Genomic DNA, 25,357 nt, shown 5'->3' on the forward strand with positions numbered 1-25,357 from the left:
GACCGAGTTATCGCCCTGCAGGACCACGCTCGGGTACTTCCACGTGATCGCCGAACCGGTTTCCACCTGGGTCCACGAAATCTTCGAATTCGCCTCGCGGCAATCGCCACGCTTGGTCACGAAATTGTAGATGCCGCCCTTGCCCGACGCATCGCCCGGATACCAGTTCTGCACCGTCGAATAGCGGACCTGTGCCCCTTCCAGCGCGATCAGTTCGACCACCGCGGCATGCAGCTGATTTTCGTCGCGCATCGGTGCAGTGCAACCTTCCAGGTAGCTCACATAGGCACCCTTGTCCGCGATGATCAGTGTGCGCTCGAACTGCCCGGTATTCTGCGCGTTGATGCGGAAGTAGGTAGACAGCTCCATCGGGCAGCGCACGCCCGGCGGGATGTAGCAGAACGAGCCGTCGCTGAACACGGCTGAATTCAGCGCAGCAAAGAAATTGTCGGTATGCGGCACCACCGAGCCGAGATACTTCTGCACCAGTTCGGGATGATGCTGCACGGCATCCGAGAACGAACAGAACACAATGCCGAGTTCCGCGAGCTTTTCGCCGAACGTCGTAGCGACTGAGACGCTGTCGAATACCGCATCCACCGCGACGCCTGCCAGGAGTTCGCGTTCTTCCAGCGGCACACCCAGCTTTTCGTAAGTACGCAGCAGTTCCGGATCGACTTCATCGAGACTCTTCGGACGATTCCTCTGCGCCATCGGTGCGGAATAATAGACGATGCTCTGGTAGTCGATCGGCGGATGCCGGACCGTCGCCCAATGCGGCTCGGCCATCGTGAGCCAGTGCCGATAGGCCGCGAGCCGCCATTCGAGCATGAACGCAGGCTCGTTTTTTTTCGCGGAAATGAGCCGGATCACGTCCTCGCTCAGCCCGCTCGGCAACGTGTCGGCCTCCAGGTCAGTCACGAAACCATGCTGGTATTCGCGACTGATCAGTTCTTCGAAACCGGTTGTAGATGCGCTCATGCGCGGCCTCCGTCAGTCGTTTTGCGCGGCAGTGGCGTCGCGTCCGTGCGGCGGCTGGGAATGCTGCGCGCGCGGATCGCGCTGATATCGACCGCGCGCAAGGTCGGTCCCGCCATGTCCGCCAGCGTGACCTGCTGTAACGCCTCGTAGATCACGCGATTGACCTTCTGCCAGTTGGCGCGCACCGCGCACACCGCCTCCTGGATGCACAGGCCTGGCTGCGTGCTGCATTCGGTGATCCCGATCGGGCCGTCGACCGCGGCGATCACCTCCGCCAGCGTGATCCGCTCGGGCGGCCGCGGCAGCAGGTAACCGCCGTTCGTGCCGCGCAGCGACTCGACGACACCGCCCCGCGTCAGGACTTTCAGCATCTTTGACACGGTGGGCATCGCGACGCCGGTCGCCGCCGCGATGCTGCTCGCGCTATGGACGGCGTCCGGGTCGCGCGCCATCGCGGTCATGATCACCGTGCTGTAGTCGGCGAGTTTGCTCATGCGCAACATCGGAATACCTCCCTTCTCAACAGGACCTATTTAGTCCTGAATAGACCGCAGCGGAATCTGCACGTTTGTAGTGAAGGACACCGTCCTGCGTGGAGATTCCTGGCCACGTCGCCAACCGCTTCCCGTTTCCGGAGAAGCATTTCGATGGACGACGGGTACGTTGATTTCATTCTAGACCTGTATGCAAGACCTCGTCAGTGCATGGGTCTTCGTCACGGACGGCCCCGGAGAGACACGCCCCATCGCCCCCGAATACCCACGCGCCCCCCAGACACCAATTGTTTGACACCTTAAATATCGACCAGATTGAACGCCAGAATCCACGCGCGGAACGGGCATGCGTATCGTCTGTATCGGGGGAGGCCCAGCCCGCCTGTAGTTTGGGCTGTCGACGAACGCGTATCGTGGCTTAACCCCAAGAGCCGAGGTCATCGCCGGGCTGTGGCCGCCGTGGCTCGCAAATTTGCCGTTCTTCTGCACAAGATGTGGGTAGATGGCTCCGATTTCCGATGCGGGTCGATGGACGCGACGGCATGATGCAAACCGCTCACCGGAACTGAACCCTACTGCACGCGTACGAAGCCTGGACGATGGTCTGGAAGCAGCCGCAACTGACCGCCGCGCCCCGGGCGCGCCCTGGAGCGAGGGCTCCCCATCTCTGTCCGACCAATGCGTGCAGCGTGCCGTTGCGCCTACTAGCGGACTGCGGAAAGAAGCGTGACCCGCGCCGGAGACGTTTCCAAAGCCGACCCACCGGAGATCGACCCTTGACATCAACGCCGTAAAGGCAGCGAAAACTCCGCTGGATAACCCTTTAACCAGGCACAACGGCGGCCCAACTGCGTCGCGGGTTTACGCTGACTAGGCGACGTGCCGGGTGCGTCCGAAACTCGTGGCGTCGACCGACATCGAGCACAACCAAATAAGCCCCGATTCTGTCCCCACATAGCAGGAACCGGAGATCTCCATGCAGCGAATGGTCGAATATCGTGGATTCGAAATTCACGTTGAGTTGGTATCCACGTCGAAGGACACGTTCGACGTCTGGTTTCGTATCGAAGGCGCCACCAAACCTCCGGCCGTCGCGGCAATCGGCGAGCGCATAAAAGTTCGCGGCGGGCCGTTCTCTCGTCGCTGGGCTTATCTTGTTGCAGAGATAGTCGGACAAGCTGCTATCGATGTAGTTCTCGGTGCCACTGACGAGAGGCTGATCGCAGAGCCGCCTGATGCTCGCGGCGAACTCGTTGCGCGCCTTGCCTCTACTGCATTCGTAGCGGCCCGCGATTCGTCGAAAAAAACCTCGATGGAGATGGACATGCCGAAAGGCAAAGAAGTATTCGCGTCTCATAAGGGCTTCGTGATTCGTGTCCTTGCGGTTCCCGAATATTCTCCACACCCTCCGGGTGTGCCTTTCGGGTACGTTGGGTACGTCGCTCGTCCCGAGGCAGACATTCGCGTGGCCGGGCAAAGGATGAACTTTTCTCACCCTGTAGCCGAGTATCTGTCGGCCGAAGCGGCAGAACAGGCTGGCTTTGTTGAAGGGCGATCGATCATTGATGGCATCCATCCCGACGGACTTACGACGGACGGCCTTTAGTGAGTGGCTGGCCGGGAGCTTCGTGATAACCATGAGGCGGGTCCACGCCGGATCCCCGACGACGCTGCAAAATCTGGCCATCGCGTTCGACCATTGCAACGAGTCGCCCCCACACAGCGCAATGAAATATCATTTGCCGCGCAAGTTTCGCCAGCGACCAAATTCACCAACCTAAGCGTGACCATCCGGTCATGCAGGGGGCAAGTCCAACGACTGACCCCAAGGGTGACGAGAACGTCGGCCTGCAGGGATATGTCACCGTAACCAGACTATCAACACAAATTGTGAGGGAATATCCCCTCGGCTTTGATACCGGTTGGATCCAGCATTTCAGACAGGATCTCGAAGCTTGCGTCTTCGATAAGCCGGAATGAGATCCCGCATCTCATTGGGCTGCAAGTAAGAGTTGACCGCTCACCCGGTGCGGGTATCAGCCTGGAAGCAGGCATACACATGCCCTGCGCGTGCATCCGGAACAACAAGTCCTTCGGGCGCGTCGCCAATGTCGTCCCTACGGCTTCGCAGGCAGTTGCGAAGCCTCACTACGGTTGACGGCGGGCGATAGGCGGCAGGCGTGCGCCGACCCAAAGCTGCAACTAACGAGACCAATATGGACGTTCAGCCACCAGATCACGAACGCACGATGCGCCAGGTGGCAACAGTTACGTCTCGGGGAACAGGCCCCCCCAACAAAGGATCAGCACCCCGGCGCGATCTCACGGTACGCATGTGTTTTTCGCCCGGAGTCAGCCACTGATCGTCGGTGCGGGCTGGCGGAGCGGCCGGACTCTGCAGTTCGCCCGACGCAGCGATCCTGACTCATACTTGCGTGAAACCGCCGTCCAGGCCGCAGCGATAAAATCGACGATGCAGCAGCGATCGATTTCGCCAGATCAAGGGGGTATTAGTTATGGAGTGGATGGACGCGCGACCCGTGGTGCCGGGCTACTACTGGGTGCGATTTACGGACGACCGGACGCCGAAGCAGACCATCGGGGAAGTCGCAGAAGTACCCGGGAACGGTTTACGGCAGTTAGTCGTGATCCTTTTGGGCGACGATGAAATATTGGAACTGGACGATTCGTTCTTCGACCGCGCACTGTTTGCTGGACCAATGGAACCGCCGTCGATGGAGTGACCGCCGTAGCCGGTTGCCAAGTCTGAAGCGACGCGGGTTATCGCTCTTTGAATGGATCTCTGGATTCAGCCTTGCGCGACGTGCACTAACTTTGCGGCCGGATGGCCGCCACAAACCCGTACGACGAGCTGACGCTTAATGGCGTTGACAACGTGAAGGATGCGCGCATCGGAGAGCACTGCATCTGCGGTGCGCTGCCGTCGTCTGGAAAGCTGGATTTGACGTTGTGACGTACACAATTGGGACAGGCGGTTAGTTGTATTTCAATCTCGTAAAGCTCGCCCGATGGGTGAGCTTTTGCGGGATTGCAAAGTTGCCGCATATGCGACGGGGCTGGCCGTCAAAGTTTCTGTTCAACAAGAATCCAGTTGGGCCGGCGCCTCGTAGAGCGTATATCACTCGCGTCGGCCGCAGTCGACTCCACCATAACTCTAGCGTGGATTTCCGCGAAGGACGCGAGGGAACGAAAACGTGAGCGGCAGGATAGCGCGCTGGAAGTGGCGTTATCTCTGGAAGGCTATGCCCGGACATGCCGGACGATGATGCACAAAGCCGCCTGGGCAGCAGCGGAGCCGACTCGTTCTATAAGCCGCGAAGCCACCCACACTGTTTCCGTCCCGGCTTTCATCTATCCGGACAGTGTTCGCTGGAACGTCTTTAGCCGCAAGGTTATCTCCGAACTGCGTGAATATCCGGCTACGGTGCACGCCGCCCGCGAATATGTAGAGGCGTTCCGGGAGTTCGGTGAGCAGATCGACCTTTGCAGTCAGATTGAGTACGAATGTGCGAAGACAGCGAAGGCCGCTTTAGAGCTGGCTCGGGCCACGCGCCGCCGACACGGCGCTGCGACGTGGAGACCGGGTGTCAAGGATTCGGCGATGGAACGCGAACTGTCCGACTTCATTGCGAGCGCAGAAGAAAAGCGCAAGGTATCGCTTGATCGTCGGAAGGAGAGCATGATCGACCGGCGAGCGGACGCACGACCGTTCGAAACCCCACTGAGCGCCTAGTACCTGGACAAAGGGAGCGGAGTTCGCTCCAGACGTGCAGTCGCCGTCCACGCGTGGAGCAGGCTGAACCGGGAGCAGGTACTCAAGGCGCAGTTCGATTTCGGCTAGTACATCAGAATACGGCCGAAAAATCCCCGTGCCGAGCGCTTTGGCGTCTGTGAAATCTTTGAAGGACATCGCGGATCGTCGCTGCCAAGTTAGACAATGCGACCCAAGTTAGACAAAAGGCCCTGCGGGCAGAACCCGGAGAGCCTTATCAGTCTTGGCCGGGGCGGGAGGACTTGGACCTCCGACCACCTGCGTCAGATCAGGCGCGCACCTGGATACGATTGACGACGCCCCCGACAGCATCCAGACACCACGCGTCCTGTTCCGCCTGCCGTCTTTCGGCTTCGGTTGCAACCCACCCCGCCAGCGTGATCCTGTGGTTTTCGACGGAGATGGTGATCTGCTCGGCGCGCACGCGCGAATCGGTTTCGAGCACCAGGTGCAACACGTCCGAAATTTCTTCGTCGCCGTCCGCTTCGGCGGGCACCAGCTCCAGCAGGTTCACCACGTCGCGGCAGCCGCCGACCCACCAGGCAGTCACGCTCGCCAGGCGCCTGTGAGACAGGCTGATCACTTGCCCCGTCAAGGTCACCACACCGTCCTCGACCGTCACCTCGATGACGCCGCTGCCGACGTTACCCGCCTCGTCCATGGTGCCGCGCAGCACTTCGAACTGGCCCTTGACCCGTGCACAGATCACGCAGTTGCGGAAATCCACCGCCTGCGCCAGCCGTTCGCAGATATGTGTGCGCAATTCGCCGTCAGCGACCGGCGGGTTGGCGGTGACACGTAACTGGTCGACCAGACGCTTGCCATCCCTGTGCATCTGGGTCAACTGGAGAAGGCGCTTCTTGGATGCGACGTCCGGCACCTCGCCTGCCACGATCAAGGCATCGTCGTCGAAACTGATATGAATGGGATGATTGTGCAGCTTCAGGTGTGACTCGCGCTCGAAGGCTGCCATCACCTGCTTCAGGACCGCATCGCTGCGTTGCATGATCTGCCTCGCGCAAAGGTTGGGCGACGCAGCGCGCTTTATGCCGCGCTGCGCAAACCAGGCCGCACCAAACGTGCGCCGGTCACATTGGCAGACCCTGCATGCGACGGGCGAAACGTGCCCGCTCGGCTCGCTCCATCAGATCAAGGAATTGATCCGTGCCCATGTGAATGAGCTCTTGATGATCGCCGGCCTCGAAATAAACGTCTGGCTGCAGCGCGAGGCTCTCGTCAAGATAGGTTTGCATGCCATAGGCCGTACATACCGGCGGAAGCGCTCCCGCGTCGCAATCCTTGAACAACTCGCGCAGATCGGCCTCTTTGGCCAGGAGGAGATGGCGTCCGGTCTTTGCCCAAAGCTCGGACAGTCGCACGGCGTAGGTCGATGGCAGCACAGCCGCCACATAGCCTTGCTCGTCTTCAAAAAGCACTGTCTTGGCGAGGCGATCGCCGGGAATATGCGCCGCCGCCGCGGTTTCGACGCTGGAATGGCTATACGGGTGATGCACGATTTCGTACTGCAAGCCCTTGCTGCGCAGGCAGTCCTGGAGTGTGGCTGACATCGACATGACGCACCTCCGCTAGAAGAAAACAGGAGACTACTTCGCGAGATTCTTTAAGAATAGTTCGCTTTCGCTCGCGTGTGAAAAACATGCGGACGGCGCCGTGACTGTGGCGCCACAACGAATCGGGCGATGACCCCGTATGGCATACCAATCCGTTTTCGCCAATAATGGCCCCCAGACCCACTGCTGGAGGAGGGCAGTCATGCGTTACGGCCCCGGTTCCATACGTACTATCGGCCTGGTCGGACATGCCGGGTGCGGCAAGACGTCTCTCGTCGAAGCACTGCTGCACCAGGGCGGCGCGATACACGCGCCCGGCAGCGTCGAGCGCGGCACCACGGTCTGTGATTTCGACCCGCTCGAGCGCAAATATCATCACTCGCTGAGCTCTGCCGTCGCCCACCTGCACTACCAGGATACGCGCATCTATCTGCTGGATACGCCCGGCTACCCGGACTTTTCGGGGCTGGCGATCAGCGCGTTGCCCGCGGTGGAGACTGCTGCCATCGTCATCAATGCGCAGAGCGGCATCGAAATGACCACCCGGCGCATGATGGCATGGGCGGAAGAACGCAAGCTCTGCAGAATGATCATCGTGAACGGTATCGATGGCGAAAAGGTCGACCTCGAGGGGCTTCTGACGCAAATTCAGGAGAGCTTCGGCATGAAATGCCTGCCCATCAACCTGCCGGCTCAGAACGGCCGCCAGGTGGTGGATTGCTTTTTCGAGCCGGCCGGCGACGCCGATTTCCGGTCCGTTGCGGCTGCGCACGATGCGCTGGTCGATCAGGTAGTCGAGATCGATCCCGCCCTGATGGAGCGTTACCTGGAGCAAGGCCAGGCCATCACCCCGGAGCAGTTGCACGAACCCTTCGAGCGAGCGCTGCGCGAAGGTCATCTGGTGCCGATCTGCTTCACGTCGGCGGCCAACGGCGTCGGCATCGCGGAATTGCTGGACGTGTTCGTCCGGCTCCTGCCCAATCCCATGGAAGGCAACCCGCCGCTGTTCTACCGCGACGCCGGCGGCCGCCAGGAAGTCGTGCGCGCCGAACCGGTTCCCGACAAGCATGTATTGGCCCACGTCTTCAAGATCGTCATGGACCCTTACATCGGCAAGATGGCCGTGTTTCGCATTCATCAGGGCACGATCAGGCGCGATAGCCAACTGTATATCGGAGACGGGCGCCAGCCATTCAGGATCGCCCATCTGATGTTGCTGAAAGGCAAGGAGCACGTGGATGTCCCGCAAGCCGGTCCAGGCGATATCTGCGCCACGGCCAAAGTCGACGAGATCGGCTTCGACGCCGTGCTGCACGACGCGCCCGAGGACGGCAACATCCACCTCACGCCGCTCGACTTTCCCACGCCCATCTATGGTTTGGCGATCGAGCCCGCGCGCCGGGGCAACGAGCAGCGCCTCTGGGAGATGCTACAAAAGTTGAGTGCGGAGGACCCGTGCCTGCGCATCGAACACCCGGTCGGCACCAACGAGACGGTGGTACGCGGTCTGGGCGAGTTGCACCTACGCCTCATGCTGGAACGGCTATCCGAGCAGTACAAGCTCGAGGTCGTGACGCGGCCGCCGAAGATCGCCTATCGGGAAACCATCGGCGCCACGGCCGAGGGCCATCATCGCCACAAGAAGCAAACCGGGGGCGCCGGGCAATTCGGCGAAGTGATGCTGCGCGTGGAGCCACTGCCGCGCGGCACGGGTTTCGAGTTCGTCGACGCCGTGAAGGGCGGCGCGATTCCCGGCCAATTCATGCCCGCGGTGGAAAAGGGCATCCTCCAGGTCATCGACAGCGGGCCGCTTGCAGGCTTTCCGATGCAGGACGTGCGAGTCACCGTCTATGACGGCAAGAGCCATTCGGTCGACTCCAAGGAAGTGGCATTCGTCTCCGCCGGGCGCAAGGCCTTCATCGATGCGGTGCTGAAAGCCCGGCCCATCCTGCTGGAGCCCATCGTGAACATCGAGGTGATGACGCCGGAAGTCGCGATGGGTGACATCATCGGCGACCTGTCCGCCAAGCGCGGGCAGGTTCACGGCACACGCGTGGCCGCCGGCAACGCGGTGATCATTGCGGGGCAGGTGCCACTGTCCGAACTCAACGACTATCAGTTGCGTCTGAACGCCATTGCCGGCGGGCACGGTAACTACAGCATCCAGCTCAGCCACTATGATCCGGTGCCCCCCGCTCAGCAGGAGCGGATGGCGTCGCAGCACAAGAAACAGGGCGACGGCACGGTGACATGAGTGGCATGCCGGTCGCGTCGTCGTCACGCGACCGTTCGATGCCACGTCCACTACTGCGCAATCACGGATAGCCGAGCCGCGGCGCCGGGTTCTTCAGACCTTGTCCCGGATGCCCAATATATCGTCACCCAACTCTGCGCGTGCGCCGCACCGGCCAACGCGAGCCATGTCAATGCGGCCAACGCGGCTGCGGACTTGCGCAACCTGAGTTCGCCTTTATGCGCGGTCAAATCAGTCAAATAGAACCGTTGCGATAAGCAGGTTTTATACGACTTCTCACGCACACCATCGCAGTGCAAATCGTCATGAACGGCATTCATGTCGCGCATTTTTGGCCTGAATTTGACGGTGGATTCTCTCGCCCATATCGTTTGCCCATGTCTTCCGGATTCGCCATGTCGCCCCTGCCGGTCTACCCGATCGGGAAGCGGGATCTTCAACGTCTTGCTCTGCCCAATGCCATGAATCCTCACGCGACAGCCACCTTTGCCTCTTCGTCCCGTGCACGCACCACGAGCACGGTACGCCGTGCCGTGACGACTGCCGTACTCGGCCAGATACTCGAGTGGTACGACTTCTTTCTCTATGGAACGGCCGCCGCGCTCGTGTTCGGCAAGCTGTTCTTTCCCGTCGGCAGCGATCCATTGACGGGGACGATCGCCGCATTCGGCGGCTTCACGGTCGGCTTTATTGCGCGTCCTGTCGGCGGCGTGCTGTGCGGCCATATTGGCGACCGCTATGGGCGCAAGACGGTGATGATGCTCACGCTGTTGACAATGGGCGTTGCGACCGTTTGCATGGGCCTGCTGCCGACGTATCAGCAAATCGGCATTGCGGCCCCGATCGGTCTGGTTCTGTTGCGCATCCTTCAAGGGCTCGCGGCAGGCGGCGAATGGAGCGGCAGCATCCTGATGATTCACGAGAGCGCTCCCGCTTCGAAACGCGGCGCGCTCGCGGCATGGAGCCCTTGCGGCGCCGCATTCGGCTTCGTGCTGTCCACCGCCGCGTTTCTGCTCGCGCAGACGCTGCCGAGCGCGGACTTCCTCAGCTGGGGCTGGCGCGTGCCGTTCCTGTGCAGCGCGGTGCTCGTGGTGCTCGGACTCTGGATGCGCAGCTCCGTCCAGGAAAGCCCGGACTTCGTCGAAGTCAAAGCGACCCAGCGCGATAGCCGCATGCCGATCGTCGAAGTGCTGCGCCGCTGTCCGCGCCAGGTGCTCACCGTCTTCGGCCTGCGCTTCGGTGAAGGCGGTGCGTCATACATCTTCTTCGCGTTCTCGATTGCGTACAGTCAGTTCCTCGGCGTGAAATCAACGTGGATTCTGAGCGGGCTCACGCTGTCGATGCTATTGATGATTCCCGTAACGCTGCTGACGGGACATGTCACCGACAAGATCGGCCGCAAGCCGGTGTATCTCACAGGTGCGATCGCGATGGTGCTGGTGGCTTATCCGTACTTCGCGCTGCTCGGTTCCGGCGTGCCGTGGAAAGTCATCACGGCGCTCATTCTTGCCAACAGCATCACGCTCGGCATTCTGGAAGGCGCGCAGCCCGCCTTTATCAGCGAGTTGCTGCCCGTTCATCTGCGCTTCTCGGGTCTCGGCATTGGACGCGAAATTTCGTCGGTACTCGGCGGCGGCCTCTCGCCGATGATCGCCACCGCTTTGCTCGCCCACTACCGCAGCGCCACGCCTGTCGCCATCTATCTGGTCGCGCTTGCGCTCGTTACGGTCTTCGCTACCTGCATGGCGCCCGAGACCTTCCCCAGAGCCGCGCGTCTGCAGGCAAGACAAGCTGCCGAACCCGTGACCGCCTGACGGGCCGCTCCATTCAATCCAACACATATTCATCATGCAAAGCCTTCAAAGCATTTCGACCTACGCCTGCGAGCCGCACCTCATCGACGAGGACGCGCCGTATCCCGAGTATGCCGGTCCCATTTCGCTCGGTGTACTGATCGAAGAAATCGAGCGCCGCAGAGACGAATTCGATCAACTGTCGCACGTGCCGCGCGACATGATCGCGAAGATGAAACGCGCGGGCATCTATCGCGCCAGCACGCCGCGCCGTTTCGGCGGTGACGCACTTCCGCCGCCGCAGTTTCTGGCAATACTCGAACGCATTGCGATCGCGGATGGATCGACTGCGTGGGTCGCCGCGTTCGGATCGGCGAATACCTACCTCGCGTCGCTGCCCGTCGAAACGCAGCAGCAGATCTACGCGAAGGGCCCGGATCAGGTTTTTGCAGGCGGTCTATATCCGCTGCAACCGGCCGTCAAAGTGCCGGACGGCTACAAGGTGAGCGGCCAGTGGCGCTTCGCGAGCGGCTGCAAGGGTGCGGACTGGATCGGCGTCGGCATCGGCGGCACGCCGGCAGGTTCAGGCGACGCGGGCGCGGGCAAGCCCTTCACCGCCGTGTTTCCCGCAAGCGAAGTGGAGATCGTCGACAACTGGAAAGTCGTCGGCATGCAAGGCACGGGCAGTCACGATCTGCGCCTGCGCGACAAATTCGTGGATGCGCAGTGGACTTTCGTGCGAGGCGGCAATGCGCTGATCGACGAACCGCTGTATCGCTACCCTGCTGTCGCATACCAGGCCCAGGTGCACGCGGCCGTGAACGTCGGTCTCGCGCGCGCCGCGCTCGACCTGCTCACGGACATGTCCGGCGTGACGAAGACCACGACCGGCGCGCCGCGTCTCGCTGACCGCGGCTACTACCGTTCGGGGCTCGCGAAAGCCGAAGCGCAGTGGCGCAGCGCGCGTGCGTTCTTCTACGAATCCGCGCAGGCCGCGTGGGACACCATCATCGCCGGCGATCCCGTCACGCCCAGCCAGGCGAATCTGATGCGGCTCAGCGCAACGCATGCGGCCCAGGTGTGCGCCGAAGTCGTGATGCAGGCATACCAGATGGCGGGCGTCTCAGCGATCTATCGTGAAAGCCGGCTGCAGCGTCTGGTGCGCGATTCGATCGTCGTGACACAGCATGCGTTTCTCGGCGAAGGCACGTATGACGCGTCGGGCGCACTGTTCGTCGGCGTTCCGCCCGTCACGCCGTATCCGTGATGCAACGCGCGAATCGAACACGAGGAACTTGCAATGACGAACGAAGAGATGAAGCGACGCTTCCGCGACGCGATGGCGTGCCTGCCTGCCGCCGTCAATGTCATTACCACCGACGGACCGAGCGGACGCTGCGGACTCACTGCGAGCGCCGTCTGCTCGGTGACGGACTCGCCACCAACGATGCTCGTCTGTATCAACCAGGCCAGTTATGTGCACGACATCCTGCGCGAGAACCGTAACGTATGCATCAACGTGCTCGCCGGCGAGTATCAGGATCTCGCGCGCGACTTCGCCGGCATGACATCGTGTTCGATGGACGAGCGGTTCGCGCGCCATGCGTGGAAACCGGGGCGTTCGGCTGTGCCTGTTCTCTCGCACGCCATTACGAATCTTGAAGGGACGATCGTCGAACTCAAGAGCGTCGGGTCGCACTCGGTCATGTTCGTGCGGATCGACGACATCTCCGTGCGTTCGGATGGCGACGGACTCATCTATTTCGCGCGGCAGTTTCACCGCCTTGCGCGGCCGGTCGCCGCGGGCGCTTCCCCGGCCACTCAATGCGCGAGGTGAAGATGGAACTCTGCTTCTTTCTGATCGGCGAAGGCGGTCACAGCCGCGATGCGTTCGATCGATCCGACATCTCGCGCCTGCAGTCCGCCGCGTGCGACGTAGCGGGACTGTGTCGCTTCGTGCTGCATCTGCCTGCCGTGCAGGACGAGCGCACAAAGGGCGCGCATGCGTCGGCGCCGTTCTGCGTCACGCAATGGTATTTCGACGATCTCGAACTGCTCGAGACAGCGCTGCAACGAGGCGGCGCGATACAGGCGGTCGCCGACAGCATTGCCGAACGCGCGGGCCATTGCACGCTGCGCCAGCAGGCAATGGCCGTGCGCAAATTTTCCACGCCGCATCAGCAGGCGTCCCGCGTTTCCGACGAACGTTGCACGTACCTCGTCAGCTACGAAGGCGAGGCGGACGATTTCAATGCGTGGCTCACGCACTATATGACGCATCATCCGCCGTTGATGATGCAGTTGCCCGGCATCCGCGAACTGGAAATCTATACGCGTATCGACTACCGCTCCGGCCTGGCTCATGCACCCGCGACGGCCATGCAACGCAACAAGGTCGTGTTCGACGATGTCGATGCACTGAATGCCGCGCTCGCGTCGCCCGTGCGCGCGCGAATGAAGCAGGACTTCGATTCGTTTCCGCCATATAGCGGGGCGGCTCCGCATTACCCGATGCGCAGCATTTACGGTAACCTGACGCCCAGGTGAGAGAGCCGAACACGGGCGTGCCCGTTCGGTCCAACAGCGAGGTGCGTCCGACACCGCAGGTTAGCCGGACGCCGACACGGCCGTGATCCGAACGACATGACAAAGACGCTCCCAGGCATAACGGATTTGAACCTTCTGCGCGTGTTCCTGGCGATTTCGGATCTGCGCAGCCTGACGGCGGCGGGCGAGCGCCTCGGGCTCACGCAACCCGCCGTCAGTCACGCGCTGCGCCGCTTGCGTACGCTGTTCGACGATCCGCTCTTCGTTCGTACGCCCGCGGGCATGGTACCGACCGATGCCGCTATCCGGTTGCACACGCCCCTCGCGCAGGCCCTCGGCATCATCAACGTCGCGGTTCAGCAGCTGGCGAAATTCGACCCCGCAACGGCGCATCGCGTCTTCCGCATCTCGATGTCGGATATGTCGGAGTTCTATTTTCTTCCACCGCTGCTCGCAATGATCGACCGCACGGCTCCCGGCATACGGATCGAGGTCGCCAACTTCTCCGTCGATTCCGTGAGCACCGCGATGCGCAGCGGAGAAATCGATCTCGCGCTCGGCTATGTGCCGGGACTGGACCCGGCATGCGTGAGCAAGACCTTATTCGTGGACGAGCATGTGTGCGTGGTGCGCGCGGGGCATCCGCTGCGTAAGCGGAACCCGACCAAAGAGGATCTTGCCGCGTTGCGTTACGTGTACGCGAGCACGAATGCCACGGGGCACCGGATGGTCGAACAATGGCTGGAGGAATTGAATCTGCGTCGCGATATTGTGGTGCGGCTGCCTCATTTCGTGGTTGCGCCGGAGATCGTTCAGAACACCGACCTCGCAGTCATCTTCCCGAAAAGCATTGCGCTGCGGTTCAATAGAAACAAAGCTTTTCGAATCCTGCCATTGCCTTTTTCATTGCCGCCTATAGAAATTCAGGTCCACACACATGCGCAGTTTTCCGCCGATCCCGGCATTGCCTGGTTGCGCGATGCGATCTGCGATATGTTCGCGACTCAGGCGTCGGGATAACGCTTCACGCTCTCGTGGGTTCCGGCAAGCGCGCCCAGCGCCGATTTCAGGTCGAGCTGACTGTCCCGCGCGGGACACCGTCATATTGAAACCTCGTCCGTTGACTCCGACGACGAGTTCAACCAGGCAATCCGAGTTCGTCAGCGGGACATCGACCGGCTAGGCGCCAATGTGCCAGGCGACAGACCCAACGTGGTCAGTGATTGGCGTGCCCGCCTACGGCCGCACCGAACGCGTCCGCGAATTCGGCCATCAACCATGCGAGCCCCGCGTCCTGGTCGTGGGCGGCAGCCCACATCAGGGAAACTTCATAGCCCGGCACGTCGAATGGCAGGGGACTCAATGCCAGATCCAGCGTGTCGCGCCACATACGGCCGATGAAGTCGGGAATCGTTGCAATCGCCGGCATGCGCTGCACGATAAACGGACTGGTGGCGAAATTCGCGCTGGAGAACACGACGTCGCGCTTGAGCCCCTGCATTTCCAGTCGCTCGTCAATAAAGCCTTGCAGGCCCCCACTGAACGAGGTCAGTATGTGCCGGTTGCGCAGGAACTCTTCCATCGACAGACGCTTGCGGCGCGTCTTGATGAGGCGCGGATTGTAGACGCTCACGAAGCGCCATTGGAAAAGCGGCGTACGCCGCTGCCACGCCACGCATTCGCCAAATACGCCGACCGCAAGCTCGATGACGCCTTCGTCGAGCATCGCCGCCGCGCGCGTCGAGTCGGTGGGAAGCGAGATCAGCTTGACGCCAGGCGCTTTGGCGGCCAGACGGCCCATGATTTCCGGCGTCAACACAACTTCGAGAGAGTCACTCAAACCAATGCGAAACACCCTCTGCGCGCTCGCCGGATCGAATACGGAAGGCTGCGTGAGCACCTGATGCAGCGACTGAAGGAACGGTTCGATTTGTCGCGCCAGTTCGAGCGCGCGTGGCGTCGGCATCATGCCATGCGGAGTACGCACGAAGAGTTCGTCGCTGAAAGTCTCGCGCAACCGCTTGAGCGCCCCGCTCACGGCCGGCTGGCCGAGAAAAAGCCGCTGTGCGGCTCGCGTGACACTGCGCTCCTCGAATAGCGCGCGGAAGCTCAAAAGCAGGTTCAGGTCGAAACGCCGAAAATCATTCTCAATGATGTTGCTCATGGCATCAAACGATTTGAGTGATATGAACCGAACGCGCATTCTACCGCCGTGGGTGCGATGCGAAGCGTGACAAACAGCACGTTGGCGAGCGCTCTCTTCCGTTCGTCCACAGGAGCAATGACATGAATTCGCAAAATCAGAAAGTCGTGGTGCTAGGTGGTTCGTCAGGTATCGGGCTGGCGACGGTGGCGCGACTGGCGTCAGCCGGCGCGAACGTCGTGGCGGTCGGCCGCGACGAGGGAAGACTGGAGCGGGCGCTCGCCGGGCTCGACGGGCACGTCGCGGGCGAAGCGCTCGACTGCTCCGACCGCGCCGCGCTCGAGCACTTCTTCGGTCGCCTAGGCGGCATCGACCACCTGGTGCTGACGCTCTCCGGCGGCGAAGGCGGCGGCAAATTCGCCGAGCTCGATCTGGCCGCGCTGCGTCGCGGCTTCGAGGCCAAGTTCTGGCCGCAACTCGAAGCGGCGCAAGCCGCGCTGCCTCACCTGCGCCGTGATGGCAGCCTGACGTTTCTCACTGCGATATCCGCGCGCATCGCCAATCCCGGTACAGCGGGTTTGGGCGCGATCAATGGCGCGCTCGAGAGCATGATCGGCACGCTCGCGCGCGAACTGGCGCCGCTGCGCGTCAACGCCGTCTCGCCCGGTGTGGTCGATACGCCGTGGTGGGACAGGTTCCCCGCTAGCGTGAAGGCGGAGCTGTTCCAGCAGCAGGCTGAAACCTTGCCGGTGCAACGTGTGGGGCAAGCAACGGATGTTGCACACGCGCTCCAGTTTTTGATGGAGAACGCTTTCATGACGGGCGCGGTGATCGAGTGCGACGGGGGGTTGCGGCTGCTGTGATGAAACGTGTTTGACGCCATGTATCTCGCCGACGGCGGGCGTGTGATGACGCTGCGTGCTCGATGAGCAACCCCGTTCATTTGAAGGGTTTGCGCGCGGTAATGCTCTATCGCCGACATTGGTCCGCTCGTCGGCGAGGTCGTGGCGTTCCGGCGCGGTTACGATCGATCATGTCAACCCGGCTGGCCGGAAAGCCGGGTTCGGGCATGAACATGACGACGATGACGAGTGGCCAATGCCGGCGCGCGACATCGCCGTGGCACGCTCAGCCTGGCGCAAACGCCATCTTCATGCACAAGCCGATCGGAAACTGAAGCGCGTCATTCGAGCGCGCCGGAACCGAAGATTTCCGTATGCACACGCTCCGGCGCTACGCCCAGCGCGATAAGCGAATCGCGCTGCGCTTTCATGAACGCAATCGGGCCGCAGATGTAGTAGTCCGCATCCGGCACGAAGGCGTAGCACTCGATGTGCGCCGGTGTCAGTCGCCCTTCGAGATCGTGGTCGACACCTGGGCGGTCGTTCAAACCGACCCGTTCGTACAGCACCGTGCGCGTCACGTTCGCATTCCGATGTGCGACGTCGTTGATCCAGTCACGGAACGCATGCACCGCGCCCTCCCGGCATGCGTGCACGAAGCGCACTTCGCGTTTGCTGCCGTCGGCAATCAGCGCCGAGGCCATCGACACCATCGGCGTAAGGCCAACGCCGCCTGATAGCAACACGACCGGCGTCTCGACGCCGCGCTTCAACGAGAAGTCGCCCATCGGCGCTGTCACCTCGACGATCGCGCCCTCCTCGACGCCGTCATGCATCAGCGTTGAGACCTTGCCAGCCGGGATCACCTCGGGCTTGCCGGCCTCGCGCTTCACCGAAATGCGCAGCCACTTGCCGTGAGGTGCGTCGGACAGGCTGTACTGGCGCGGCTGATCGACGCCGAGATCGCCGACGAAGCGCTTCACCGTCACGTACTGACCCGGCTCGAACGACGGCGCGGCGCCGCCGTCCGCAGGCGTCAGATAGAACGACGTGATTTCGTCGCTCTCACGCACCTTGCGCGTAACCTTGAACGGACGGAAGCCGGTCCAGGCCGCGCCCACGTACAGGTTCGCCTCGACGCCAATCAGGATCTGCGCAAGCTGGCCGTATGCGGCGCGCCATGCTTCCAGCGTGTCTGCATCGACCGCGTCGCCGAGTACCTCGACGATCGACGCGAGCAGGTTCTCGCCGACGATCGGGTAATGCTCGGGGCGAATGTTCAGGCTCGCATGCTTGTGCGCGATCCGCGACACCGCGCCGCCGAGCGCGCCGAGATTGTCGATGTTTGCCGCGTAGGCGTAGACCGCGCGCGCAAGCGTCTCGGGCTGGCTGCCGGTCGTCTGGTGGGTCTGGTTGAACAGGTTCTTCAGTTCGGGGTGGCGCGCGAACATGCGCCTGTAGAAATGCCTCGTGATCGTTGGGCCATGCTCAGCCAGGACGGGGGCGGTGGCCTTCACGCGGGCCATTTGTTCGGCGTTGATCTGCGACATGTTTGTTCTCCGTTAAACATGCCAACACAATACATCTTCAAGATCAGACGTTGACTCTGGCAAATTGTCGCGGCGCGATAAGTCGGGATTCGATGCATTCGAGGCTTGAGGTCGACGCAGCAAAGCCGGTGAGGGGTTTGAAGTTGTGCGGCTAACTCCCGTCGCGCGTCAGTTAGCCGGTGGCATCCGAGAATGGATTCTCCGATTCCGACAAGAGCCATCGCTTTTGAGTACGGAGAGCGCGTTGCGCTGCCTCCGGGCAGTGAAGGTGGCGGCATGCTCATCCGATGCCCGGAAGGCAAAGACGGCGGCCTTGGATTCAGGTATTGCCGGTTCCACTGCCTGAAGCGATAACCCCGCCCAAGTGCGCGCGCCCTGTTTCACGCCGGGATCAACCTGTTCGCGACCGATTTTGGCTCGCGCCTAGTCCGATCCCCCACTGCGCATCGCGATGCAGAAGACCAGCAGTCCGAGGCATTGCAGGATTGCCATGCCGAAGGCCATGTTGAGCGTATTGCCGAGCAGGAGTGGCACCAGCAATGCGGAGGACAGGAAGTTGCCGAATTGCTGGACGGTGACGTAGCAACTGGATGCCAGCCCGCGCCGCTCCGGAAAACAGTCAAGGGCCATCACTTGGAGACTGGGCTGCGTCATCATCATGCCGAGCGCGAAGATGGGCAGCGCCACCAGATCCCATGGCATCGGAGTTGCGTGCATGGCGTTGATGCCGATATTGATCACGCCGGCCACGATCATTACCAGATGGCCGAGGATCACACTGCGCGCTGGACTGCCTCGACCGGCCGCGCGATGTGCGACTGCCGCGCCGGCGATCAGGCCCACCACGATCGGCACAAAAAGGTAGCCGAATGATTGCTCGCCGAGGCCAAGATGCTTCACGACGAAGCTTGGCGCGGCCAGAACATAGAGGTAGATGCCCAGATTGACGGCCGCGTTGGCGAGCGCGAGCGCCAGGAAACGCGGCTTCGTGAACAGGGCGGCATAGGCGCGCGCGAGCGCAACCGGATGCAGCGTATGCCGGCTGGACGGCGGCAGGGTCTCGGGCACGAAGATCCAGGTGATCACCACCAGCGCAACTGAAAGGACCGCAAGGAAGATGAAGATGCTGCGCCATCCGGCCCACAGAAGCAGCCAGCCGCCACAGACGGGCGCAAGCGCGGGCGACAGCGCAAAGATCATCGCTACCAGCGCCATGATTTTCTGTGCGTCCGAGCCATGAAAAACGTCGCGCACCATCGCCCGACCGATAATGACGCCAGCCCCGGCGCTCATGCCTTGTATTGCCCGTCCGGCGTAGAGCAGCGTCATGCTGGGCGCCATCGCGCACATCAGCGACCCGACCGCGAACAGCGCATTACCGGCGAGGATCATCCGGCGGCGGCCGATCGCGTCGGAGATCGCCCCATGCCACGGGATCATCAATGCGAACGGGAGCAGGTAGGCTGATAGCGACTGCTGGACCTGCGTTGGGCTGGCATCCAGCGCCTGCGTCATGACCGTAAATGCGGGCAGGTACGTGGCGATCGCGAACTGTCCAAGCATGGAGAGCCCAGCCACGAGTATGACGATCGTCGGCGTGTTGAACACCTGGTCTGCCGACTCTGCTGTCGGGTTCCTCGTTGACATTTACATTCCTCGCGTAGCGCCGTCACTTGTGTGCAGCGCAATGATGAATCTGGCATGCAGCCGATCCCAGTCGAGCGTCGTCAGATGGCGCCGCGCCGCCGGCAGGACGATCCCTTCTTCCCGTCCGCGGGCGGTCCAGACAAGGTGCGCGTAACTCCTTAGCGCCGACGACAGATCGACCACAGTGGATTCGGTACCCAGCGGGTGGGCCAACTTCAACTCGATCTCGACCAGCAGTTCGCGTTCGCGTTGACCGAGAAGGAGCAGTTCATCGATTTCGGCGCGCAGACTGTCTACGCGACGGCGAAGCGGGCCGCACAGTGAGATTTCCTTGCAGCGTTGCAGCGGATGTACGGTGCGGCGGATATGTGCGACTGCCGCCAGCATGCTCACGCGATGCGCCCTCAGGTTTGGTTCTCCTCGCGCACGCGAACGGCTCAGGGACAGCCACTGTTGCAACAGGTCCGCGAGTCGCCGATATTCGGCCCGTAGCAGGTCCAGAGCGGCGATGCGTGCCGGGCGTCCGGGAGTCAATACCGGAACTTGTGCGAGCGAGAGCAGATTGCTTGCCACAGACCCCCGGATAGCAAGCTCGCCCGGGTCATGAGCCATCACGACGACGTCGCACCCGCTGCTCTTTGCTGCATCCAGTATTCCCCGCGCAGGCTGCTCGGCAAAGAGTGCCGCCGCCCTGCACGGTACCCCCATTGCCTGCGCGGCAGCCTCGGCCCGGGTTAGCGCTTCGCTCGCCCTGTGATCGCAATACGCCTTGACGAGCGGATCATCCGGCACGGGTTGCCCATACCAGAGGCTGACGCGCGCGCCATTTCCTACAGCAAATTCAAGTGCCCGTATGGCCGCATCCGAGCAGTGGTCGCTCGAATCAATGGATACACCGAGATGACGAAACATGAAGATGGGTGATTGCCGGGCAGGCCACCATGGTAGGAAGAAACGCTGGTCAAATCTCCCCCCAACTTCAGGGGGGCGCAACGCGGTTGCCGGTCAAAGTGTCGAAAAATGCGGAACAGGGTCCGTTATACTTCGAACATCCCTTCCAGCGCTGCCCTATGCACGGCAGTCGCGACACAGCCATTCGGTGCCAATCCGATGACAAATCAACAATCTGTCTCGCAGCCCGAAACTACGCTGAAAATCAGCCCGCCCCGCGCGCCGCGGCATATGCTTGCCCGCGCGCGCCTGAGTTCGGATTGCGAGCGCTTCCGCGATCGTGTCGTGACCATCGTGCAGGCGCCGTCGGGGTTCGGCAAGACATCTCTTTTGATCCAGTGGCGCCAGGAATATCTGATGCGCGGGAGCGCGGTCGCATGGCTTACCCTCGACGGACACGACGACCCGCGGCGCCTGCTCACGGGCCTGACGCTCGCGGTCCGTGCGGGGTCCGGGCAGGCAACCTTCGGCAAGCGCCTGCTGGAGGGGGGAGCCTTCCCAGACTCACCACTTGACGGGGTTACAGCATGGCTGGCCGAAGTCGCTCGCGCAGCACTCGATGTCGTGGTGATACTCGACGAGGCGGAGCAGTTGCCTCAGGCAAGTCTGGAAGCGCTCATCTATCTGCTTGAGAACCCCCCGTCCAACCTGCGCATCGTGATTGCCTCGCGCACGGGCTTCGACAGGGTTATCGCGCGCCTAGGCTCGTATGGCCAGTGCGCAACCGTGGATGCTGCGGCGCTTCGATTTCGCCTGGATGAGACAGTCGGATTGATTGGCAGCCGTTTGGACGCCCGGGTCGATGCCGATGCGAGCGCCCGATTGCACGACATCACGGAAGGCTGGCCGCTCGGCTTGCAGGTTGCGCTGGCTGCGGTCGCGGACAGCGATGATCCGGTCGCGAGCATCGACGCCTTTGCCAGCAGCACCGCCGGCATTCGTGAACAGTTCGTCACGGCGCTGCTTGAACGGCTAAGCAGCGAGGACACCGAGTACCTTACCCGTATTTCGATTGTCGACGTGCTGCACGAAGATCTGTGCGAAGCGCTCACCCGCGCCCACGATGCGAAACAGCGGCTCATGCGCCTCGCACGCGAAACACCCCTCTTTTTCGGTGCCCAGGGACGTGGGAAGTGGTTCCGCATGCACTCGATGGCACGCGACGCACTTCGGGAGCGTCTGGCGCTTATGCCGGCGTCGGCGCAGCGGGAGTTGCACAACCGCGCCATGCACTGGCTGGCCGACCATGGCATGACCGAGCTCGCCGCGCGCCACGCGCTGGCCTGCGGGCAGGAGGAAACCGCCTACACGCTCGCGCAGAAGTCTTTGCACGAAGCGGTCACGCAAGGCCACCTCGTCGCTGTACTGGAATGGCTCGAATGGCTACCGGAAGCCGTGCTGGACCGCCACCCACGCTTGCGGCTCGCCATGGCGTGGGCGCTTGCGCTGAGCGAGCGCCAGCAGCTGGCCGAGGTGCAGGCGGACGCGATTTTGCGCAGCGCCGAACCCGACGAGGCGATGCGCTATGAGATCGACCTGATTATGAGCGCCGCGGCCTATTTCGCGGATGAGCCTGATCGTGCCGCGCAATTGCTCGATCGTTGGGGCGATACGTCGCCAGTCAGTGAACCGTGGCTTCAGCAGGTACATGCCAACCGGCTCGCCGCACGCGCCCTCATGGATGGCGAGTACGCGACAGCCCGCCAGTTCGGGCGCCACACGCCGCGCGGGGTCGCCAGTGCTGCCTACACGTACGTGGTTCGCTGGCGCGCCTACATGATCGGCCTGAGCTACCTGCTTCAAGGGCAAATGTTGCTGGCCGAGCGCACGCTGCGCCCGGCGCTGGTGCAGGCGGATGACAGTCTGGGCCGCCGACACCCGTTTTCCTGCATGCTCGCCGCGCTGCTTGCTACGACCCGGTTCAAACGCGGCGATTTCGACGAAGCGGCCGCTTTGCTGGCAAACCGGCTGGATGTGCTCGAACGCACCGGGACACCCGACGTGGTGATTTTCGCCTATCGTACGGCCGCGCGGGTCGCCGCCGCCTCCGGCGCGGAGCACCGGGCTTTCGACCTGCTTGAGAATCTCCATGCGATCGGCGCCGCCCGCCGCATGCCGAGGTTGTGCGTCGCGAGCCTGACCGAGCAGATCAGACTTCACAGTGGCCGCTTCCGTTCGGCGTCCTGCCGCACGCTCGTCCGCCGACTGGATCAGATTGTCGCTGAGCACGCGACGCCAAATTCTCCCCTCAAGCGTCGAACGCTGCTGCTGCATCAGCACATTGCGCAGGCGTTCGTGGCAATTGCCGAGCAGGACTGGCGTGCGGCCAACCATGCCCTCGCGTTCGCCCAGCAAGGCACCGAGGTGATGAAATTCGGCGCTGTGGGCGTCGATCTGATGGCGTTGCGCGCGTTCGTGCAAGACCGCCTGGGCGAAAACAGCACCGCCCTGCTTCGCGAGGCGGTGGATCTGAGCGCGACATATGGGATGAGTCTCACCGCGCCCGACCTTCATCCTGCGTTCGCAGAATGGTTGCATGAGCGCGGGGCGGACGGCGCGCCGCGCGTCGCCGCTAGCGCCAAACAGCCGCCGGCGACCGGTGCCGGTTCACCAGGGTCCGGCCCGGATGCCGGTCCGCGTGTGATCTCCAGTGCGGTGCTGACACCGAAGGAGCGCTTCGTGCTGGAGTTAGCCAGTCGGAATCTCACCAACAAGGAGATCGCGCTCGCGATGGGGGTTGGCCAGGAGACGGTGAAGTGGCATATGAAAAACCTGTTCACCAAACTTGACGCGTCTTCGCGCCGGCAGATCGTGCGCCGTGCGCAGCTCATGGGACTGCTGCAGGAAGCCGTCTGAACGTGGGCGGCAAGCTGGCGCGCGCCGCGTAGGGCAATTACGGCGTCGGCATCCCGGTTGGTCCTCCAGACTACCTGAGCGCGAGAGGGGCATGGATCCGACCGGGCAGTCGAATTTCCGATCGGCGGGCAACCCGGACGTTTCGCGTGGGGTGTTCGCAATCTCAAGTCGATTTTTATCGGTGCAAAATCAACTATTCATAGATGACATATCAACTATCGAATTAGAAACTTCGCGGTAATTTGTTATCAGTTTGCAACAGAGCAGGCATTGTCACGCCTCCCGCGGAGTGTGAGATCGCCTTGTCCTTCGCTTGAAAGCCTTGCCGTATAAGGCTGGATGGCATTCGCTGCGGCCTGATATTACGGATAACCCGCCCCCCGCGATTGGGGGGGAGTGGATTGAGGCAACTATAAGTATTCTCCAGCAAGGATACAGAGCTCCTGCGGCGCACGAGGACTCTGCACCCAAGTGCTAAACAATCGTCACGCTGGAGACCACATGAAGTTGAGGACTACGGGAGCCGCAGCGCTTCTCGCATTCGCAGTATCCGCACACGCGCAGTCGTCGGTAACCCTTTATGGCGCGGTGGATTCGGGCCTGCTGTGGCAAAACACCGCAGCCGCGAATTTTCTGCCGATCGCATCGAGGAACCCCAATCTCGGACACGTCTTCCGCTTCAAGGACGGCGGCGTCTACTCGAGCATCTTCGGGATGAAGGGCACTGAGGACATCGGCGGCGGCTACAAGATCAACTTCCGGCTCCAGGGCTCATTCGACAGCGGCACGGGCAAGTTCGGGTTGAGCGACACGCCGAATACAGCGGCCCTGTTCAACCAGATCGCGACGGTCGGCGTGTCGGGAGCGTTCGGCAAATTCGACGCTGGTCGACAGCTTGCGCCGATGGCCTACGCACTTGCAGACACGGACGTGCGCAACGCGTGGTTCTTCGGTAGTGTGCTGACCGCATGGCTCACGATGAACCAGCAATCGGGCTGGACGGGCAGCAGCACGAACGGCAGCATCGGTGCACTCTATGACAGCAATGCGCTGGTCTACAACTCACCGTCCTTCTATGGCGTATCGGTCGCGCTGGAATATGCGCCGGGCGGCGTGGCAGGCCACTTCCAGGGCGGTACGCGCGAATCGGCGGTGCTCAAGTATTCGAACTACGGCCTGAATCTCGCCGCCGTCTACTACAACGGGCACGACGCGAGCCCGTACCCGTACCCCAGCGCCGCAAACCCGACTGCAACGCCCATCCCGGCGACCGGTCTGAACAACAACCGTTTCGTCTACTTCGGCGGCAAATACACGTGGCGCGGCCTCTCGGTCTCCGGTTCGTTCAGCAACGGGCGCAACCCGGCGAACCCGAACGGGAACCTCGCCGCGGGCATCGCCTCGGGTGATTTCGACATGTGGACGGGTGGCCTCGGCTATCGCTTCTCGCCGGCATTCGAAGTTACGTCGGGCGTCTACTACGTGAAGGACGAGAAGCACAATCAGAACCAGTCGACCTCCTATGTGCTGGGTGCCGATTACAACCTGTCCAAGGCCACAACGCTGTATGCTCAGGGCGGGTATGTCTCGAACCGTGGCACGATGAACCAGACACTCGTGTACGGCCAGCCGGTCGCGGTGGGCAAGAATACCGCCGCAGGCATGGTGGGCATCCGCCACTCATTCTGATATTGGAAGGGGTTAGCCAGTGCAGTTGGCTAAGCTCGGTGCAGTTTCTCGCTTCAACCGGAAGCCGCCTGTTTCGCCCGAGGCGGCTTTCTTCTTTCTGGACCGTCCGCGTCTGTCGCCGGGGGGTGGTTCCACGCCGCCGGTCCGGCGCCCGGTTTTCTTCCCTCGCCTGTCGCAATGCAAAGCCGACGCACGTGACTCGGGGTGCGACTGATTGAACACGCAACTGCATGGGCCTGCGAAGTA

The 25,357-nt window shown here is 62.1% G+C and carries 20 protein-coding genes and 2 pseudogenes; 14 read left to right on the forward strand and 8 right to left on the reverse strand.

Going from position 1 to position 25,357, the window contains the following annotated elements; translation table 11 throughout:
- The coding region (sufB, locus tag FVF58_RS44870) for a Fe-S cluster assembly protein SufB (protein ID WP_149676019.1) at window positions 1-981 on the reverse strand (981 nt) is incomplete at its 3' end.
- Window positions 978-1,484 (reverse strand): SUF system Fe-S cluster assembly regulator, encoded by a 507-nt coding sequence (locus tag FVF58_RS44875; protein WP_149676020.1) that lies wholly within the window; start codon window positions 1,482-1,484, stop codon window positions 978-980. The genes sufB and FVF58_RS44875, both read right to left, overlap by 4 nt.
- A gap of 417 nt (window positions 1,485-1,901) precedes the next feature.
- Between FVF58_RS44875 and FVF58_RS53730 the strand changes: the two are divergent.
- From FVF58_RS53730 to FVF58_RS44900, 5 genes and pseudogenes are all read left to right on the forward strand, one after another.
- Window positions 1,902-2,021 (forward strand): annotated as a pseudogene (locus FVF58_RS53730) (IS110 family transposase); the annotation flags it as partial.
- Window positions 2,022-2,451: 430 nt separating this feature from the next.
- Window positions 2,452-3,081: a hypothetical protein gene (locus tag FVF58_RS54580; protein ID WP_342802445.1), complete on the forward strand. Its 630-nt coding sequence runs from the start codon at window positions 2,452-2,454 to the stop codon at window positions 3,079-3,081.
- A gap of 209 nt (window positions 3,082-3,290) precedes the next feature.
- Window positions 3,291-3,455 (forward strand): annotated as a pseudogene (locus tag FVF58_RS53735) (transcriptional regulator); the annotation flags it as partial.
- A gap of 545 nt (window positions 3,456-4,000) precedes the next feature.
- Window positions 4,001-4,219 (forward strand): hypothetical protein, encoded by a 219-nt coding sequence (locus FVF58_RS44895; protein WP_188131154.1) that lies wholly within the window; start codon window positions 4,001-4,003, stop codon window positions 4,217-4,219.
- A 539-nt stretch (window positions 4,220-4,758) separates the two neighbouring features.
- Window positions 4,759-5,229 carry a hypothetical protein gene (locus FVF58_RS44900; protein ID WP_246217506.1) on the forward strand — a complete coding sequence of 157 codons (471 nt, stop codon included), beginning with the start codon at window positions 4,759-4,761 and terminating at the stop codon, window positions 5,227-5,229.
- Window positions 5,230-5,536: 307 nt separating this feature from the next.
- Here FVF58_RS44900 and FVF58_RS44905 read toward each other — a convergent pair whose 3' ends face one another.
- Both FVF58_RS44905 and FVF58_RS44910 read right to left on the reverse strand, forming a co-directional pair.
- Window positions 5,537-6,274 (reverse strand): BON domain-containing protein, encoded by a 738-nt coding sequence (locus FVF58_RS44905; protein ID WP_149676022.1) that lies wholly within the window; start codon window positions 6,272-6,274, stop codon window positions 5,537-5,539.
- An 82-nt stretch (window positions 6,275-6,356) separates the two neighbouring features.
- Window positions 6,357-6,842 carry an aminoacyl-tRNA deacylase gene (locus FVF58_RS44910; RefSeq protein ID WP_149676023.1) on the reverse strand — a complete coding sequence of 162 codons (486 nt, stop codon included), beginning with the start codon at window positions 6,840-6,842 and terminating at the stop codon, window positions 6,357-6,359.
- Between the two features lie 199 nt (window positions 6,843-7,041).
- Here FVF58_RS44910 and fusA point away from each other — a divergent pair, with 199 nt between their 5' ends.
- The 6 genes from fusA to FVF58_RS44940 all read left to right on the forward strand — a co-directional run bounded on the left by fusA (window position 7,042) and on the right by FVF58_RS44940 (window position 14,453).
- Complete coding sequence (fusA, locus tag FVF58_RS44915; RefSeq protein WP_149676024.1) at window positions 7,042-9,093, forward strand: elongation factor G; 2,052 nt, start codon at window positions 7,042-7,044, stop codon at window positions 9,091-9,093.
- 461 nt (window positions 9,094-9,554) lie between these two features.
- Window positions 9,555-10,907 (forward strand): MFS transporter, encoded by a 1,353-nt coding sequence (locus tag FVF58_RS44920; RefSeq protein WP_149676053.1) that lies wholly within the window; start codon window positions 9,555-9,557, stop codon window positions 10,905-10,907.
- 34 nt (window positions 10,908-10,941) lie between these two features.
- Window positions 10,942-12,153, forward strand: a complete 1,212-nt coding sequence (locus FVF58_RS44925) for an acyl-CoA dehydrogenase family protein (RefSeq protein ID WP_149676025.1) — start codon at window positions 10,942-10,944, stop codon at window positions 12,151-12,153.
- Between the two features lie 33 nt (window positions 12,154-12,186).
- The gene (hpaC, locus tag FVF58_RS44930; RefSeq protein WP_149676026.1) at window positions 12,187-12,723 is read left to right on the forward strand and encodes a 4-hydroxyphenylacetate 3-monooxygenase, reductase component; all 537 of its coding nucleotides are present in this window, start codon (window positions 12,187-12,189) and stop codon (window positions 12,721-12,723) included.
- Between the two features lie 2 nt (window positions 12,724-12,725).
- Window positions 12,726-13,433 (forward strand): EthD family reductase, encoded by a 708-nt coding sequence (locus FVF58_RS44935; protein WP_149676054.1) that lies wholly within the window; start codon window positions 12,726-12,728, stop codon window positions 13,431-13,433.
- Between the two features lie 96 nt (window positions 13,434-13,529).
- Window positions 13,530-14,453, forward strand: a complete 924-nt coding sequence (locus FVF58_RS44940; RefSeq protein ID WP_149676027.1) for a LysR family transcriptional regulator — start codon at window positions 13,530-13,532, stop codon at window positions 14,451-14,453.
- 196 nt (window positions 14,454-14,649) lie between these two features.
- Here FVF58_RS44940 and FVF58_RS44945 read toward each other — a convergent pair whose 3' ends face one another.
- Window positions 14,650-15,597, reverse strand: a complete 948-nt coding sequence (locus FVF58_RS44945) for a LysR family transcriptional regulator (protein ID WP_149676028.1) — start codon at window positions 15,595-15,597, stop codon at window positions 14,650-14,652.
- Between the two features lie 122 nt (window positions 15,598-15,719).
- Between FVF58_RS44945 and FVF58_RS44950 the strand changes: the two genes are divergently transcribed.
- Window positions 15,720-16,439 carry an SDR family oxidoreductase gene (locus tag FVF58_RS44950; protein ID WP_149676029.1) on the forward strand — a complete coding sequence of 240 codons (720 nt, stop codon included), beginning with the start codon at window positions 15,720-15,722 and terminating at the stop codon, window positions 16,437-16,439.
- 320 nt (window positions 16,440-16,759) lie between these two features.
- Here the strand turns inward: FVF58_RS44950 and hmpA are convergent, their stop codons facing one another.
- From hmpA to FVF58_RS44965, 3 genes are all read right to left on the reverse strand, one after another.
- Entirely contained in the window at window positions 16,760-17,968 is a 1,209-nt protein-coding gene (gene hmpA, locus FVF58_RS44955) for an NO-inducible flavohemoprotein (protein WP_149676030.1), read from the reverse strand.
- A 423-nt stretch (window positions 17,969-18,391) separates the two neighbouring features.
- A complete protein-coding gene (locus FVF58_RS44960; RefSeq protein ID WP_246217508.1) occupies window positions 18,392-19,576 on the reverse strand; it encodes a multidrug effflux MFS transporter in 1,185 nt (394 codons plus the stop codon).
- A gap of 39 nt (window positions 19,577-19,615) precedes the next feature.
- A complete protein-coding gene (locus FVF58_RS44965) occupies window positions 19,616-20,608 on the reverse strand; it encodes a universal stress protein (protein WP_149676032.1) in 993 nt (330 codons plus the stop codon).
- A 117-nt stretch (window positions 20,609-20,725) separates the two neighbouring features.
- Between FVF58_RS44965 and FVF58_RS44970 the strand changes: the two genes are divergently transcribed.
- Window positions 20,726-23,422, forward strand: coding sequence for a winged helix-turn-helix domain-containing protein (locus tag FVF58_RS44970; RefSeq protein WP_149676033.1), 2,697 nt, complete (start codon window positions 20,726-20,728; stop codon window positions 23,420-23,422).
- 501 nt (window positions 23,423-23,923) lie between these two features.
- Window positions 23,924-25,111 (forward strand): porin, encoded by a 1,188-nt coding sequence (locus FVF58_RS44975; RefSeq protein ID WP_149676034.1) that lies wholly within the window; start codon window positions 23,924-23,926, stop codon window positions 25,109-25,111.
- Window positions 25,112-25,357 lie beyond the last annotated feature (246 nt).

The sequence above is a fragment of the Paraburkholderia panacisoli genome, assembly GCF_008369935.1.
Taxonomy (GTDB): domain Bacteria; phylum Pseudomonadota; class Gammaproteobacteria; order Burkholderiales; family Burkholderiaceae; genus Paraburkholderia; species Paraburkholderia panacisoli.